The 14,780-nt window shown below is 57.4% G+C and carries 15 protein-coding genes; 8 read left to right on the top strand and 7 right to left on the bottom strand.

Going from position 1 to position 14,780, the window contains the following annotated elements:
* Window positions 1-131: 131 nt before the first annotated feature.
* Window positions 132-1,196, top strand: a complete 1,065-nt coding sequence (gene rlmM / locus JWR17_RS11115; RefSeq protein ID WP_299831147.1) for a 23S rRNA (cytidine(2498)-2'-O)-methyltransferase RlmM — start codon at window positions 132-134, stop codon at window positions 1,194-1,196.
* A gap of 75 nt (window positions 1,197-1,271) precedes the next feature.
* Window positions 1,272-1,529, top strand: coding sequence for a sulfurtransferase TusA (gene tusA, locus JWR17_RS11110; RefSeq protein WP_299831145.1), 258 nt, complete (start codon window positions 1,272-1,274; stop codon window positions 1,527-1,529).
* Between the two features lie 91 nt (window positions 1,530-1,620).
* On the opposite strand, the gene JWR17_RS11105 is transcribed toward tusA, so the two are convergent.
* Complete coding sequence (locus JWR17_RS11105; RefSeq protein ID WP_299831143.1) at window positions 1,621-3,027, bottom strand: MATE family efflux transporter; 1,407 nt, start codon at window positions 3,025-3,027, stop codon at window positions 1,621-1,623.
* A gap of 145 nt (window positions 3,028-3,172) precedes the next feature.
* Here JWR17_RS11105 and pdxB point away from each other — a divergent pair, with 145 nt between their 5' ends.
* Window positions 3,173-4,333 (top strand): 4-phosphoerythronate dehydrogenase PdxB, encoded by a 1,161-nt coding sequence (gene pdxB, locus JWR17_RS11100; RefSeq protein WP_299831141.1) that lies wholly within the window; start codon window positions 3,173-3,175, stop codon window positions 4,331-4,333.
* 64 nt (window positions 4,334-4,397) lie between these two features.
* Here the strand turns inward: pdxB and JWR17_RS11095 are convergent, their stop codons facing one another.
* The gene (locus JWR17_RS11095; RefSeq protein ID WP_299831139.1) at window positions 4,398-4,574 is read right to left on the bottom strand and encodes a PA1571 family protein; all 177 of its coding nucleotides are present in this window, start codon (window positions 4,572-4,574) and stop codon (window positions 4,398-4,400) included.
* Window positions 4,575-4,853: 279 nt separating this feature from the next.
* On the opposite strand from JWR17_RS11095, the gene JWR17_RS11090 reads away from it, so the two are divergent.
* A complete protein-coding gene (locus JWR17_RS11090; protein ID WP_299831137.1) occupies window positions 4,854-6,632 on the top strand; it encodes an ABC transporter transmembrane domain-containing protein in 1,779 nt (592 codons plus the stop codon).
* A 51-nt stretch (window positions 6,633-6,683) separates the two neighbouring features.
* Here the strand turns inward: JWR17_RS11090 and JWR17_RS11085 are convergent, their stop codons facing one another.
* Both JWR17_RS11085 and JWR17_RS11080 read right to left on the bottom strand, forming a co-directional pair.
* Window positions 6,684-6,968, bottom strand: coding sequence for a pyrimidine/purine nucleoside phosphorylase (locus JWR17_RS11085; protein WP_299831135.1), 285 nt, complete (start codon window positions 6,966-6,968; stop codon window positions 6,684-6,686).
* 91 nt (window positions 6,969-7,059) lie between these two features.
* Window positions 7,060-7,602: an exonuclease domain-containing protein gene (locus tag JWR17_RS11080; protein ID WP_299831133.1), complete on the bottom strand. Its 543-nt coding sequence runs from the start codon at window positions 7,600-7,602 to the stop codon at window positions 7,060-7,062.
* Window positions 7,603-7,856: 254 nt separating this feature from the next.
* Between JWR17_RS11080 and JWR17_RS11075 the strand changes: the two genes are divergently transcribed.
* On the top strand, window positions 7,857-8,639 hold the full coding sequence (locus JWR17_RS11075; RefSeq protein WP_299831270.1) for a transporter substrate-binding domain-containing protein: 783 nt from the start codon (window positions 7,857-7,859) through the stop codon (window positions 8,637-8,639).
* Here JWR17_RS11075 and JWR17_RS11070 read toward each other — a convergent pair.
* On the bottom strand, window positions 8,636-8,803 hold the full coding sequence (locus JWR17_RS11070) for a DUF2897 family protein (RefSeq protein WP_297831017.1): 168 nt from the start codon (window positions 8,801-8,803) through the stop codon (window positions 8,636-8,638). The two genes, JWR17_RS11075 and JWR17_RS11070, sit on opposite strands and share 4 nt — an antisense overlap.
* Before the next feature lie 177 nt (window positions 8,804-8,980).
* Here JWR17_RS11070 and pyrF point away from each other — a divergent pair, with 177 nt between their 5' ends.
* Window positions 8,981-9,700: an orotidine-5'-phosphate decarboxylase gene (gene pyrF, locus JWR17_RS11065; RefSeq protein ID WP_299831131.1), complete on the top strand. Its 720-nt coding sequence runs from the start codon at window positions 8,981-8,983 to the stop codon at window positions 9,698-9,700.
* A 144-nt stretch (window positions 9,701-9,844) separates the two neighbouring features.
* Here pyrF and JWR17_RS11060 read toward each other — a convergent pair whose 3' ends face one another.
* On the bottom strand, window positions 9,845-10,849 hold the full coding sequence (locus tag JWR17_RS11060; RefSeq protein ID WP_299831129.1) for an NADP-dependent oxidoreductase: 1,005 nt from the start codon (window positions 10,847-10,849) through the stop codon (window positions 9,845-9,847).
* Window positions 10,850-11,083: 234 nt separating this feature from the next.
* Here JWR17_RS11060 and JWR17_RS11055 point away from each other — a divergent pair, with 234 nt between their 5' ends.
* The gene (locus JWR17_RS11055; protein WP_299831127.1) at window positions 11,084-11,845 is read left to right on the top strand and encodes an SDR family oxidoreductase; all 762 of its coding nucleotides are present in this window, start codon (window positions 11,084-11,086) and stop codon (window positions 11,843-11,845) included.
* Between the two features lie 142 nt (window positions 11,846-11,987).
* Entirely contained in the window at window positions 11,988-13,445 is a 1,458-nt protein-coding gene (locus tag JWR17_RS11050) for a mechanosensitive ion channel domain-containing protein (protein WP_299831125.1), read from the top strand.
* A 54-nt stretch (window positions 13,446-13,499) separates the two neighbouring features.
* On the opposite strand, the gene JWR17_RS11045 is transcribed toward JWR17_RS11050, so the two are convergent.
* Entirely contained in the window at window positions 13,500-14,717 is a 1,218-nt protein-coding gene (locus tag JWR17_RS11045; RefSeq protein ID WP_299831124.1) for an alanine--glyoxylate aminotransferase family protein, read from the bottom strand.
* Window positions 14,718-14,780: the final 63 nt, after the last annotated feature.

Genomic DNA, 14,780 nt, shown 5'->3' with positions numbered 1-14,780 from the left:
GAGTATCACTGGACCGCAGAACGGAGCCAGTGGTTCACGATTGGGCTATCATGCGCCGGTTTTGAGCCTTGGGGCTCACCCCAAGTGCCGCGCGGTGGCTAAAATGTTTTGCCATTGCTCAGGAGAAATGAATGCACACCCTGTTTATGCACTGCCGGCCGGGCTTCGAAAGCGAAGTCTGTTCAGAAATTGCCGAGCATGCTGCTCGTCTGAACGTAGCGGGATACGCCAAAGCCAAAACCAATGCGGCTTGTGCCGAGTTCGTCTGCACTGAAGAGGACGGCGCTGAACGGCTGATGAAGGGTCAGCGTTTCGCCGAGCTGATTTTTCCTCGGCAGTGGGCCCGTGGGGTGTTCCTCGATTTACCGGAAACCGACCGTATCAGCGTTATTCTGGCGCAACTGCGCAACTTCCCTACTTGTGGCAGCCTGTGGCTGGAAGTGGTCGACACCAATGATGGAAAAGAACTGTCGAATTTCTGCAAGAAATTCGAAGGGCCGCTGCGCAAGGCGTTGACTCAGGCGGGCAAACTGGTAGAAGACGCACACAAGCCGCGTCTGTTGCTGACCTTTAAAAGCGGGCGCGAAGTGTTCCTTGGCATGGCAGACGCGGAAAACTCCGCGATGTGGCCAATGGGCATTCCGCGCTTGAAGTTTCCCCGAGAGTCACCTAGCCGTTCGACGTTGAAGCTGGAAGAGGCGTGGCACCATTTCATCCCCAGGGATCAATGGGATGAGCGTTTGTCCGGCGAGATGACCGCCGTCGACCTCGGCGCTGCTCCGGGTGGCTGGACTTATCAACTGGTGCGTCGAGGCATGTTGGTTACCGCCATCGACAACGGGCCAATGGCCGAGAGCTTGATGGACACCGGTCTGGTTCAGCATTTGATGGCGGATGGTTTTACCTTCAAGCCGCGTCATCCGGTGGACTGGATGGTATGTGACATCGTCGAAAAGCCAGCGCGTAACGCGGCGCTGTTGGAAACCTGGCTGGGCGAAGGCCTATGTCGCGAGGCGGTGGTCAATCTTAAACTGCCGATGAAACAGCGTTATGCCGAAGTGCGGCGTCTGTTGTTACGCATTGAGGAAGGCTTCACTGACCGGGGTATCAAGGTCAGCATCGGTTGCAAGCAGCTGTACCACGATCGGGAAGAAGTGACCTGCCACTTGCGTCGATTGGACGGCAAGCGCCGCTGATCCAGATTCGACCCACATCATTTGGCGGCATTCACTGAATCGGGTAACAATGCCCGCCAGTTTTTGGAGAGACTTATGCCCGAACTCATCGATACCTTGCCGGTTGACGCCGTTCTCGACGCCAGCGGCCTGAGCTGCCCGGAACCGGTGATGATGCTGCACCAAAAAGTGCGTGACCTGCACGCGGGTGGTTTGCTCAAAGTCATCGCCACCGACCCCTCGACCCAGCGCGACATTCCCAAGTTTTGCGTGTTTCTTGGGCATCAACTGGTTGAACGTCAGGCTGAAGGCGGGACTTATACCTATTGGATTCGCAAGAAAAGCGACGAATGATGCCTGCCTCTTATGAAACAACGCATTACTTAGTGACTTGAAAAAATCTGAACTGCGCCCCAGCGCGGCGTCGGAGACGTGGCGGAACCTCCTACAGACTGCGATTGCGCTTACGCGCGCTGCTGGCCAATCGCAGGGTCAGCATCAACGCCGCGCAAGTCAGGCCGACGATCAGCCCTTGCCATAACCCGCTGGGCCCGCTGGCGGGGCCGAGCAGGTTGGTCAGGCCGAGGGTGTAACCTACCGGCAAGCCAATGCCCCAATAAGCGAACAAGGTCAGCATCATCGTTACCCGTGTATCTTGATAACCGCGCAAGGCGCCGGCGGCCGTTACCTGGATGGCATCGGAAAACTGAAACAGCGCTGCAAACACAATCAGCGAAGCAGCCATCTGAATCACCTGTGGGTCTGCGGTGTAGATCTTTGGAATATGTTCTCGCAGCAGCAACATCAGGCTCGCCGAGAAGCACGCATAGAGCAATGCGGTTGCCATTCCGACTCCCGCGCTAAAACGTGCGTCTCGCGGCGCATTGGCACCCAATGCCTGGCCGACGCGTACGGTTACAGCCATGCCCAGTGAGAAAGGGATCATGAACACCAGCGAGCTGAAATTAAGCGCGATTTGATGCCCGGCCACTACATTCGAACCCAGACTGCCGATCAGCAATGCGATCACGGCAAAGATGCTGGACTCGGCGAACACCGCTATGCCAATCGGCAGGCCGATATCCACCAGGCGTTTGATCACCGCCCATTGTGGCCGTTCGAAGCGGCTGAACACCGCGCTCGGCGTGTATACCGGCGCGCGTCGTACCCACGCGACCATGCCTAAAAGGATGCACCACATCACGATGGCGGTCGCCCATCCGCACCCGACACCGCCCAACGCCGGCATACCAAACTGGCCATAGATGAAGACGTAGTTCAGCGGAATGTTCAGCGCCAGGCCGCACAAGCCCAACACCATGCTTGGCCGGGTTCGACCCAGGCCGTCACTGAGGCAGCGCAACACATAGAACAGTGCCGTTGCTGGCATGCCGCAGGCAATACCGCGCAAGTAGCGCATGCAGGGATCGATCAACACCGGATCGACTTTCATCAGGTGCAGCACCGGTTCGGCGCTTAGAAGCAGCAATGCGGCAATGATTCCAACGGCTGAAGCCAGCCACAGCGATTGGCGCACCACCGAACCGATTTCTGTGGTTTGTCCGGCACCGTGCCGTTGCGCGACTTTGGGTGTGGTCGCCAGCAATATTCCGGTCATTAGCAGATAAATCGGCACCCAGATCGAATTGCCCAGCGCGACGGCGGCCAAGTCTCGCGGGCCGACACTGCCTGCCATCACCGCGTCGACGAAGCCCATGGCGGTATACGCCAACTGCGCGATGATGATTGGCACTGCCAGTGCCATCAACGAGCGAAGCTCCAGGCGCACGCGGGCCGGGCGACTCAGCGAGCGTGGAAGGGATGGGGCGGCTGGCGTCGTAGCAGAATTCACGGTCAGTACAATCCAAAAGCGGCACGGAAAGCCGAGCATTCTACCCGCTTGACACTAGGGTCAGGAATCGAAGTTGTGTCGGCGGTTGATCCCATGCAGGATGGCGAGCCAAGCCTACACTGCCGCCGACCCACGGAGCCCTATCATGCGCATTGTTGCCGACGAAAATATCCCGCTGCTCGATGCTTTTTTTGCTCAATACGGTGACATCCGGCGATTGCCGGGCCGCGCCATCGACAAAGCTGCGGTGGCGGATGCCGATGTGCTGCTGGTGCGCTCAGTGACTAACGTCAATAAGGCCATGCTGGAAGGCAGTTCAGTTCGCTTTGTCGGAACCTGCACCATCGGCACTGACCATCTGGATCTGGACTTCTTCCAGGAGGCTGGGATCCAGTGGTCCAGCGCCCCTGGTTGCAACGCCCGTGGGGTAGTGGATTACGTACTGGGAAGCCTGTTGACTCTGGCCGAAATCGAGGGCGTGGAGCTTACTCAACGTACCTATGGCGTCGTCGGGGCCGGTCAGGTGGGCGGACGACTGGTTAATGTACTGCGTGGCCTGGGCTGGAACGTGCTGGTCTGTGACCCGCCCCGCCAGGCGGCAGAAGGCGGTGATTTCGTCAGCCTTGAGCAGATCGTCGAGCAGTGCGATGTGATCAGTTTGCACACGCCTTTAACCAAAACCGGTGACTTGCGGACATGGCATCTGTTTGATCGGCAGCGCCTGAACCAACTCAAGGAGGGCGCATGGTTGATCAACGCCAGCCGCGGTGCGGTAGTAGACAACGCGGCGCTACGTGAAGTGTTGTTGCAGCGCGAAGACTTGCAAGCCGTGCTTGATGTGTGGGAGGGCGAGCCGCAAGTCGACGTAGCCCTGGCTGAATTGTGTGTGCTGGCGACGCCTCATATCGCCGGTTACAGCCTGGATGGCCGGCAGCGCGGAACGGCGCAAATCTATGAGGCATTTTGTGCGCACTTCGAGCGCACGCCGAGCATCAGCTTGCAGGACCTGTTGCCCCAGCCCTGGCTGACGCACGTTACCCTGAACGCCAACTGCGACCCGGCATGGGCGTTGGCAATGGTGTGCCGTGGCGTTTATGACCCGCGCCGTGACGATGCGGACTTTCGTCGTAGTTTAGTGGGTGATACCGCCAGCCAGCGTTTGGCCTTTGATGCCTTGCGCAAACATTACCCGCCGCGTCGCGAGATCGAGGGTTTGTTTGTGCAAATTAATGGAACATCCGAACCGTTGCGGCAGTTGGTTACAGCGCTGGGAGCTACCCTTAGTTCGTCGCCGACAACCTTGTAAGTTACGAATTACCAGACAGAAAATACCCGGCAAACGCCGGGCTTAAGGATTCTTGAATGCTGCATCAATCTTGTTTTTCGGGGTTGACCCAGTTTTTATCGCATTCCTGACACGCGGTCTGCACCATGGCTTCAGTGATCAGAGTTTCGCGTCCGTCTTCGTCGAGAATGGCGCCACCGACTGCCAGCGTCGGGGTGGTTCGAACTACCGGTACGTGATTGGTGCTGTTTTGCAAGCTCATGGCCTGTCTCCTCATCAGGTTGTGCGCTTAAGCTAATCCCATTGGATGACTACGCTGTGACAGTTCCTTAGTGCTCATCCAACGGCATTCCAAGTCGACCAGAAACTCAGGGTAATCGCCAGTGATGAGTTAGATCGATACTGTCTAAGGTTCATTCTGTCAGGTAATAAAAACCTTCGTCAGGTCCGTTATTTCGAGCAGGGGTGAGAGTAACCGCCATTCGTTCCGGCCACGGGTGTAGGCTCTCGGGCTTACGTCTTCCGGCAGGCAGGTCCTTTCATGGTTTCACTTTTATCCAGTCGCCAACGCAACGCCGTCCGTCTGGCGTTGCGGTATATTGCCCCTTATCGTTGGCAGGCCATGGGCGCTTTGCTGGCGCTGATCATCACTGCAGGCATTACCTTGTCCATGGGGCAGGGAATCAAGCTGATGGTGGATCAGGGTTTCCTGACGCAATCGCCGGCACTGCTGAACCGCTCCATCGGTTTTTTCATGATCCTGGTGATCGGTCTCGCCATCGGCACGTTTGCGCGGTTTTATCTGGTGTCCTGGATTGGTGAGCGGGTAGTTGCCGATATGCGCAAGCAGGTGTTTAACCACCTGATCAATCTGCATCCGGGGTTCTATGAAAATAATCGCAGCTCGGAAATCCAGTCGCGGCTGACCACCGATACCACGCTGTTGCAATCAGTGATCGGGTCATCGCTGTCGTTGTTCTTGCGCAACGTGTTGATGGTAATTGGCGGCATCGTTTTGTTGTTCTTCACCAATCCGAAACTTACCAGCATTGTGGTGGTGGCGTTGCCATTGGTGGTGGCGCCGATCCTGATCTTCGGTCGTCGGGTGCGCAGCTTGTCACGCTTGAGCCAGGACCGGATCGCTGACGTCGGCAGCTATGTCGCCGAGGCGTTGGGGCAGATCAAAACGGTCCAGGCCTATAACCATCAGCAGCAGGACAAACAACGATTTGGAGACACCGCTGAAGAGGCGTTCAACACCGCGCGCAAGCGTATTTTGCAGCGCTCATGGCTGATTACACTGGTGATTGTGCTGGTGTTGGGCGCGGTTGGGGTGATGCTGTGGGTCGGTGGCATGGACGTCATTGCCGGGCGCATTTCGGGTGGGGAGTTGGCGGCGTTTGTCTTTTACAGCCTGATTGTAGGCAGTGCTTTGGGCACCTTGAGTGAAGTCATCGGTGAGTTGCAGCGGGCGGCAGGTGCGGCAGAACGTATCGCCGAGCTGCTTCAGGCGACTAGCGAGATTACGCCTCCGGTAAGTGATCTGCTGCGATTGCCAGAGCGGGTCAGTGGTCAGCTCACCTTGGAAAATGTCAGTTTTGCTTACCCGTCTCGTCTGGAGCGCAATGCCATTGATGGGTTCAGCTTGACCATCGAAGCCGGTAAAACCCTGGCGTTGGTCGGGCCGTCGGGGGCCGGGAAGTCGACGTTGTTTGATTTGCTGCTGCGCTTTTACGACCCTCAGCAGGGGCGCGTGCTGTTGGAAGGTTTGCCCATCACTCAGCTTGACCCGCTGGACCTGCGACGCTGCTTTGCCATGGTTTCACAGGCCCCGGCGCTGTTTTTTGGCAGCGTCGAAGAGAACATCCGTTACGGTAATCCTGGCGCAACCACTGAGCAGGTGCAAACAGCGGCGCGTATCGCCCATGCCCATGAGTTCATCATGCAGATGCCCGACGGTTATCAGACCCATTTGGGTGACGGTGGCCTGGGCCTGTCGGGCGGCCAGCGCCAGCGTCTGGCCATTGCCCGGGCGTTGCTGGTGGATGCACCGATTCTGCTGCTCGATGAAGCCACCAGTGCTCTGGATGCGCAAAGCGAGTACTTGATACAGCAAGCCTTGCCCAGCCTGATGAAAGGCCGTACCACCTTGGTGATTGCCCACCGCTTGGCCACCGTACAAAACGCAGACCGCATCGCGGTAATTGATCAAGGACGTTTAGTCGCGGTGGGCACCCATCATCAGCTGATTGCCAGCAGCCCGCTGTACGCGCGGTTGGCCGCATTGCAATTCAATGCGCATTCCGAGGAGGTGGTTTAAGTTCATCTCTGTAGGAGCCAACGAGTTGGCTCCTACAGATTGAGATACCTGTCAGTCGCGGTATTCACACAGATAGGCGGTATCGACTTCAACCTCCAGTTTGAATTTGCAGTTGGCCGGCAGGTTGAACTGAGTACCTGCGACAAAGTGTTCGAACTCATCGTTGTCGGGCAGTTTGACTTTCAGCGCGCCGGAAATGACGTGCATGATCTCCCGTTGGCTAGTGCCGAAATCATAGTTGCCGGCGGCCATGACGCCGATGGTGGCTTGACCTTCTGCTTGGCTGAAAGCAATCGATTTAACGGTACCGTCGAAATATTCGTTAACTTTGAACATGGTCGATTCCTTGAGAAAAGGGCTAAAAAAGGTCGTTCAGTATGCCGAACGTATAAAAGGCCGTCATCCGCTTTAGGAAATGCGTCACCTTTCAGCGCGGCGGAATCAATGGCAACAGCCGCGCCGTGTTGCGCGCGTCTGCTAATGCCCGGTGTTGTTGCCCCTGAAATTGCATCCCTGCCAATTGCAGCGCCGCGTTGAGACCTAATGGCCGCGACAATTTGCGGGCCTCGATAAACCGTTGCTTGAGATTGATATGCGTCAGTGTGCTCAAACCGCTGATCAGCGCGTGATGTTGCCACTCCTGCTCCAATTGCCGACGGTCATAGTCGCCCCAGCTGGCCCAGCCTTCCACTCTTGGAAGGTGATTGCCGAGCCAGCGCTCGAACTGCGGCCAGACCGTGGTCAAGGGCTGCGCACTGTCGATGTTGGCCTGGCTGATGTGCGTCAGCTCGCGGCAAAAGCTGGTCAATAATGGGCGCCGCACAGGCCGAACGAAACGCTCGAAGTGGTCCAGTTCCCGACCGTCTTTATTCACCAGGGTGACGCCGATCTCAATGATTTCCATCTCGGCTACTGGCCAGCCGCCTTCCTCCGTTGTGGCCTCCAGATCAATCACCAGCCAATGTGGCATGTCGAACTCCGTTCAAACAGCGCAAAGATAGTCTGAGCGTAGCCACAATAAACCAACTAAGTCCAATGGCATGTAGCGGTTGGAATACGTGCAACCGCCCGAGCGCTTGCCGGGTAGGTCGTACGGGCGGTGAATATCGCGCATTGACGTTGTTTAAAGGCTCAAAAACGCATAGTTTAGCCGGGGTCCAGTTACTGAGAAGGTGCGCTGTCTTGATCCATTCGCTGTTGCGAACAGCTTCCCGAGGGTTACTGTTGTTGGTCTGCGCGCTATGGACGTTACAGTCCGGCGCGTCGCAATTGGTTCGCGTGGGCGCGGCGCATTTTCCGCCCTATACCGTTCGCCCCGAAAAAGGTGAAGACACCGGCCTGTTACCCAAGCTGGTGGAAGCATTGAACGGGCTGCAAACCGACTTTCAGTTCTTGTTGGTGCCGACCTCTATTCCCCGTCGCTTTCGGGATTTTGAGCAGGGCCGGATCGACATGGCCGTTTTCGAAAATCCAGACTGGGGCTGGAAGGACATTCCTCACGTGGATGTCGATATGGGTCTTGAAGACGCTGAAATCTTTGTCGCCAAACGTGCCGACGGTCGTACCCAGGCGTATTTCGATGACCTCACCGGTAAGCGCCTGGCCTTGTTCAGCGGCTACCACTATGAATTTGCCAACTTCAACGCGGACCCCAAGTACCTGGCTGAGCATTTTGACGCCACGTTGACGTATTCACACGACGCCAATCTGCTGATGGTGCTGCGAGATCGCACTGACATTGCATTGGTCACCCGCTCTTACCTCAGCGATTACATGGCGCGCAACCGCAGCGAGGCCAGCCAATTGCTAGTGTCTGACCGCATTGACCAAGTCTATCGGCACTTCGCTCTGCTAAGCCCCAACGCCGCAATCACAGGCGCTCAGTTCAGTGCGCTGTTACAACAGCTTCGGGAAAACGGCCAAATGTTCAAGATATTCCAGCCATTCCGCATCGCCGTTTCACCGCTTCCGATGCACCGTGCGCTGGTAATCGATAAGGTCGATTAGCGGTCTTTTGCTTCTTTGGCGTCCATTTCCGCGTTGCGCTGCTTGACGCGTTTGAGCTGTTCGTCGGTCATGTCGACCTTGGTCGCGGTGTCGCGCAACATCAACAAACCGCCGACCACCGAGCCGATTGCGACAACTAGAATTAACCACGCATACCACGGCATAAAAGCTCTCCTTGTTTTGGTACTGCTATAGAGCAATCTGCATTGCCAGTGGTTCAATTCTAGGCGTCTCGCACCAGGTTTGTTAAGAATTGAGCACCAGGCAGATTGCGCGCTGCCGATGTTGCACCAGTTCGGCTACAATGCCGCGCCGATTTCGACTTGCCCGAGAGCCCACTCATGTCCGCCTGCCAGACTCCTATCATCGTCGCCCTGGATTACCCTACTCGCGACGCCGCGTTGAAATTGGCCGACCAGTTGGACCCCGCGTTGTGCCGGGTCAAAGTGGGCAAAGAGCTATTCACCAGCTGCGCCTCTGACATCGTCGAAACCCTGCGCAACAAGGGTTTTGAGGTGTTTCTCGATTTGAAATTCCACGACATTCCCAATACCACCGCCATGGCGGTAAAGGCGGCAGCGGAGATGGGCGTGTGGATGGTCAACGTTCATTGTTCAGGTGGCTTGCGCATGATGGCGGCGTGCCGTGAGGTGCTGGATCAGCGCAACGGACCGAAACCGTTGCTGATCGGCGTCACGGTGTTGACCAGCATGGCGCGTGAGGATTTGGCCGATATTGGTCTGGATGTCGAACCACAAGTGCAGGTGTTACGTCTGGCGGCACTGGCGGCAAAGGCCGGCATGGATGGTCTGGTCTGTTCCGCGCTGGAAGCCCAGGCGTTGAAAGCGGCCCATCCGACCTTGCAGTTGGTCACCCCTGGTATCCGTCCGGCAGGCAGCGCATTGGATGACCAACGTCGCATCCTGACCCCGCGCCAGGCCCTGGACGCAGGCTCCGACTACCTCGTCATTGGTCGCCCGATCAGCCAGGCCGCCGACCCGGCCAAAGCGCTGGCACAGATAGTTGTAGAAGCCAACTTGTTGGCGCAAATCAAACGGTAGGAGCAACTTGTTCGCGATGGAGCGCGAAGCGATCCCCAATGCCAAACCCGGTTTAACGGGAAGAAATCCGCTCAGTGAATCACGACTGCTGCGCAGCCGATCGCGGACAAGTTCACTCCTACAGAAAATGTTGCGAGCCTAAGATCAAACCTTCAACACCAGCTTGCCGAAGTTCTCGCCGTGGAACAGCTTTAGCAAGGTCTCAGGAAAACTCTCCAGGCCTTCGACGATGTGTTCTTTGCTTTTGAGTTGACCTGAGGCCAACCAGCCGGCCATTTCTTGTCCAGCGGCCGCGAATCGTGTGGCGTAGTCCATCACTACGAATCCTTCCATACGGGCGCGGTTGACCAGTAGCGACATGTAGTTTGCCGGACCTTTGATTGCTTCCTTGTTGTTGTACTGGCTGATTGCGCCGCAGATGATCACCCGTGCTTTGGGCGCCAAACGGGACAATACTGCGTCGAGTATGTCGCCGCCGACGTTATCGAAATAAATGTCTACACCCTTCGGGCACTCGCGTTTCAGGCCGGCCACCACGTCCTCATTCTTGTAATCGATAACGCCATCGAACCCCAGTTCATCGATCAGCAATTGGCATTTCTCCTGGCCGCCAGCAATACCTATCACCCGGCAGCCTTTGATTTTAGCGATTTGCCCAGCCACGCTTCCCACGGCCCCCGCGGCCCCGGAGATCACCACGGTGTCGCCGCTTTTCGGCGCGCCGACGTCCAGCAGCGCAAAGTAAGCGGTCATGCCTGTCATGCCCAGCGCTGACAGATAGCGCGGCAGCGGGGCCAATGTCGGGTCAATCTGATAAAAGCCTTTTGGTTCGCCAACAAAGAAATCCTGCACACCCAGCGCGCCCTGTACGTAATCACCCACGGCGAACTTCGGGTCCCGGGATTCGATCACCTTGCCAACGCCGAGCGCGCGCATGACCTCGCCGAGGTTGACCGGCGCAATATACGATTTGCCCTCGTTCATCCAGCCACGCATGGCCGGGTCCAGGGACAAATATTCATTTTTGACCAGAATTTGACCTGCCACTACCTCGCCAACAGGCACTTGCTGGTAAGTGAAGTCTTCCCTGGTCGCTGCACCGCTAGGGCGTTTCGCAAGCAGAAATTGGCGATTGAGTGGGGTTGTCATGGCGGTCGCTCTTTTTGTAGGAGGAGGTAATAACTGCTACGTGATAGTCGCTGCCCGGCGTTCAGGCAAGGTTTGTCCGTCTGGCGAATGCGCATCGATCCAGCGCCGTGATTAAACCCTCACAGGCTTAATCACCCGGGCGCATAAGTACATAACCGGGTCCGGAATAGTGCTGACGCGCCCCAACGGCCGCTGGCTAAACTGCTGCATCACCCATCGTCAGAGGACCATTACATGAGCATGACTTTTTCCGGACAAGTGGCTTTGGTGACGGGCGCAGCCGCTGGCATTGGTCGCGCTACCGCGTTGGCCTTTGCCGCCGAGGGCTTGAAAGTGGTGGTGGCGGACCTCGATGCCGAGGGCGCCGAAGCCACTGTAGAACTGATCCGTGCTGCGGGCGGCGATGCGCTGTTTGTACGTTGCAACGTTACCCTGGAAGCTGATGTGCAAAACCTGATGGAGCAGGCGGTGAATGCTTACGGTCGTCTGGATTATGCGTTTAACAACGCTGGTATCGAGATCGAAAAAGGTCGCTTGCCCGAAGGCAGCGAAGCCGAATTTGACGCAATCATGGGAGTTAACGTCAAAGGGGTCTGGTTGTGCATGAAATACCAGTTGCCGCTGATGTTGGCCCAGGGCGGCGGCGCTATCGTCAATACTGCTTCGGTGGCCGGTTTGGGAGCTGCGCCGAAGATGAGCATCTACAGTGCATCGAAGCACGCGGTCATCGGCCTGACCAAGTCGGCGGCGATTGAATTTGCGAAAAAGAAGATCCGCGTAAATGCCGTTTGCCCAGCGGTGATCGACACCGACATGTACCGCCGCGCATACGAAGCCGACCCCAGGAAAGCCGAGTTCGTTGCGGTCATGCACCCGGTCGGCCGTGTCGGCACGGTCAACGAAATCGCCAGCGCAGTGCTTTATTTGTGCAGCGATGGCGCCAGCTTCACTACAGGTATTGCTATGGCCGTAGACGGCGGTGTTACGGCGTTCTGATACCCGGTTCTGTAAGGCCAACTTGTTGGCGAGAAGCCAACGCGGCGTGCTAAATACGCCGCCTCGCCAAGAAGTTGGCTGCTACAGAGGCTCATCGGCTAAGCTCGCTGCTCACGGCTGCCGATGTGTCTGGAGTGTTTCGATGGATTCCCTGTGGTTCGCTTATCCGCTGGCGAGCGCTTCGCTGTTTCTGATTATCGACCTGGTCTTTTGGCAATGGGTCGACCCCAGGTACATGCGCCGCAAAATGGTGGCGCGTCTGGTGCTGTTTGTCCTGTTTAGCATGGCGTTGTTGAACGGCGGATTAAGCCCTCTGTTTCCGGTACCCGACGGTTTAGGCCCGGCGCGGCATACGCTGGCCACGCTGCTGGCCATCATATGGTGGCTGTTTGGGGCGCGAGCACTGACTGCGTTGGCGGTAGTGGTGCTGGAACCGCGCATCGGCGGCAAAGGGCACTTACTTCAGGATTTGATGGGCGCGATTATTTTTCTGGTCGCAATCGTTGCAGCGGCGGCGTACATCCTCGACCTCCCAGTCAAGGGCCTACTGGCTACCTCCGGGGCAGTGGCGATCATTCTCGGCCTTGCCGTTCAGAGCACGTTGGGCGACGTGTTTTCCGGGATTGTGCTCAACGCCACCAAACCCTTTCGGGTTGACGACGTGATCAGCGTCGATGACATCGAAGGCAAAGTCATCGAAATCGATTGGCGCTCGACCTACTTGCTCACCTCCGACGGCAGTACGGTAGTCATCCCCAACGCCATGGCGGCCAAAACCCGCATCATCAACCTCAGCCGCCCAGACCATTTTCATTCCGTGGTACTGACCATCGAACTACCGGTTCGCTTGCGCCCGAATCTGGTGCTGGATTCCCTGGACAAAGCCATACAGGGCTGCCGCGAACTACTGGCCAAGCCCAAAGGTAGCGCCGTGGTCAAAAGATCCGGTTTACGCAGCGTGCAATACGAAGTGACCGGCTACGTCAAATCCCGGGATCGCCGTGGTGCGGTGAGTAACCAGCTGTACGACCTGATTTACCGTCAATTGAACGCTTCGGAAACCATTCGTCAAAACCGAACGCAACTGCAGCCGGCTACCCGCGCGCTGGCGGCACTCAACAGCGTCAGCGCGTTACGCGGGCTCAGCAATGAAGACTGTTTGGAGCTTGAACGGCATATGCGCTTGAGTTCTTTCCCGGCTGGCGCGGTCATTTTGCCTCAGGGCGTGGTGCCCGAGTCGCTGCTGATCATTGAGTCCGGTGTAGTGTCGGTGGACATCGAGCGCGCGGATGGCTTGTGCGAGCTGGGCCGTATGGGACCTGGGGAAGTGCTGGGGGAAAGCGGGATTATCGACCAGTCGGCGTCGGCGGTGCGTTTCACCGCCCGAACCGATTGCCTGGTTTACCTCATGGATGCCAAAGACCTTGAGCCCTGGCTGGACGAGCATCCAGAGCTACGTGGCGCATTGGTCGGTTTGTCGCGTTTCCGGGCTCAGGCCAGGGCTTCAATGTTGCTGCTGCACAAACCGGTTGAAATCGAACCGGGCGGCTTCCTGAACTGGCTGCGCAAAAGCGTGAACCGAACGCAGCCCCCGGTCTGATTGCCTACTTCCCAAGGATTTGCGCTGCATACCAAAACCTACAGAGGGGTGCCGTCAGTTGGCCGCGGCTGCGGTCAAACTGTCCCGAGACAAATAGCGTTCCAGCTCGGAGATGCCGGTGGGCAGGTCCAGCGATGCGCCCGCATGCCGCATGCTTGAGCCCAGGGCATGCAAGGTGCGGAACAGGTTATGCACCCGGCTTTGCTCGCCCATTTGGCCGATGCGCACGATGTTCAAGCCAAACGACCCAGAGATTTCGACCCGATGCACGGAGGTCATATGGTCCCGAACCACATCGGCCGATACGCCGTTCGGAACCTTGATCCCGATCACCGAGTTGAGGCGCACCTCTTCCGGTACCAACAATTCCAGGCCCATGGCCTGCATCCCCGCTTGCAGCGCTTTGGAGCAAAGTTCATGGCGACGGAAGCGCCGCGGGAGGGTTTCTTCGCACACCAGGTGCAGCGCTTCATGTAACGCCAGAATGCCGGAAACCGGTGCGGTGTAGTGGTACGAGCGCTTGTTCCAGAATTTATCAGCCAGCACGGCGTCCAGGCACCAGTGGGCGATGGGCTGTTTCCGGGCCTCAATGCGTTCCCACGCGTAGTCGGAAAATGCCAGCAGCGAAACCCCGGGGATCGAGGACAAGCCTTTCTGTCCGCCAGTAATCACCGCGTCGACCTGCCACTCATCCATGTCGAACGCCATGGTGCTCAAGGTACAGACCGCATCGACGATCACCGCGCAGTCGTAGGAGTGCGCCAACCGGGAAATGGTTTCCAGTTCGCGGTTATAAACGGTGTTCGACGTTTCGCCCTGGACGATAGTCAGTGTGCGGAAGTCGCCCTGTTTCAAATACTGTTCGACCAGCTCAGGGTCGGCTGCCTGGTTATCCGGTACTTCCAGAACGGTCACCACGCCGCCAACCCGCGTGGCCATTTCGGCCATGCGTCGGCTGAAATACCCATTGCTGATGGACAGCACTTTGCTGCCCGGTGTCACCAGGTTACAAATCGCCATCTCCATCGCCGCCGAACCGGGTCCCGCCACACCCAGGACGTGCTTGGAGGCGGTCTGGAAGACGTACGCCCCCATGTCCTTCACCTGGTCGATGACCTGGTTCATGACGTCGCCCAAGTGATTGATCACGATCGAGTTGGCGTACGCGACTTTGTGCGGCAGTGGCACAGGCCCCGCGCCCATCATCAACAACGGTTCTTGAGGCAGAATCTGATCGAGCGCGATGATAGAAGCCGGGATTTTAATATTCATGAACGTTCTTTATTGACGAATAAATGGGGGCGCTACTTAAGCAACCGAGCGCCGGTTGAGCAT

Origin of the sequence: Pseudomonas sp. (assembly GCF_028293835.1) — a bacterium.
Lineage (GTDB): Bacteria > Pseudomonadota > Gammaproteobacteria > Pseudomonadales > Pseudomonadaceae > Aquipseudomonas.
The sequence above is the reverse complement of the archived record's forward strand: the minus strand, read 5'-3'. Positions and strand labels throughout refer to the sequence as shown.

Excerpts from the sequence above, each read along its gene's own strand:
- JWR17_RS11050 (WP_299831125.1), top strand. The coding sequence starts at position 11,988 with ATGGATTCCCTGTGGTTCGCTTATCCGCTGGCGAGCGCTTCGCTGTTT.
- JWR17_RS11055 (WP_299831127.1), top strand. The coding sequence starts at position 11,084 with ATGAGCATGACTTTTTCCGGACAAGTGGCTTTGGTGACGGGCGCAGCC.
- JWR17_RS11060 (WP_299831129.1), bottom strand. The coding sequence starts at position 10,849 with ATGACAACCCCACTCAATCGCCAATTTCTGCTTGCGAAACGCCCTAGC.
- pyrF (WP_299831131.1), top strand. The coding sequence starts at position 8,981 with ATGTCCGCCTGCCAGACTCCTATCATCGTCGCCCTGGATTACCCTACT.
- tusA (WP_299831145.1), top strand. The coding sequence starts at position 1,272 with ATGCCCGAACTCATCGATACCTTGCCGGTTGACGCCGTTCTCGACGCC.
- JWR17_RS11080 (WP_299831133.1), bottom strand. The coding sequence starts at position 7,602 with ATGCCACATTGGCTGGTGATTGATCTGGAGGCCACAACGGAGGAAGGC.
- JWR17_RS11070 (WP_297831017.1), bottom strand. The coding sequence starts at position 8,803 with ATGCCGTGGTATGCGTGGTTAATTCTAGTTGTCGCAATCGGCTCGGTG.
- JWR17_RS11085 (WP_299831135.1), bottom strand. The coding sequence starts at position 6,968 with ATGTTCAAAGTTAACGAATATTTCGACGGTACCGTTAAATCGATTGCT.
- JWR17_RS11045 (WP_299831124.1), bottom strand. The coding sequence starts at position 14,717 with ATGAATATTAAAATCCCGGCTTCTATCATCGCGCTCGATCAGATTCTG.
- JWR17_RS11090 (WP_299831137.1), top strand. The coding sequence starts at position 4,854 with ATGGTTTCACTTTTATCCAGTCGCCAACGCAACGCCGTCCGTCTGGCG.
- JWR17_RS11095 (WP_299831139.1), bottom strand. The coding sequence starts at position 4,574 with ATGAGCTTGCAAAACAGCACCAATCACGTACCGGTAGTTCGAACCACC.
- pdxB (WP_299831141.1), top strand. The coding sequence starts at position 3,173 with ATGCGCATTGTTGCCGACGAAAATATCCCGCTGCTCGATGCTTTTTTT.
- rlmM (WP_299831147.1), top strand. The coding sequence starts at position 132 with ATGCACACCCTGTTTATGCACTGCCGGCCGGGCTTCGAAAGCGAAGTC.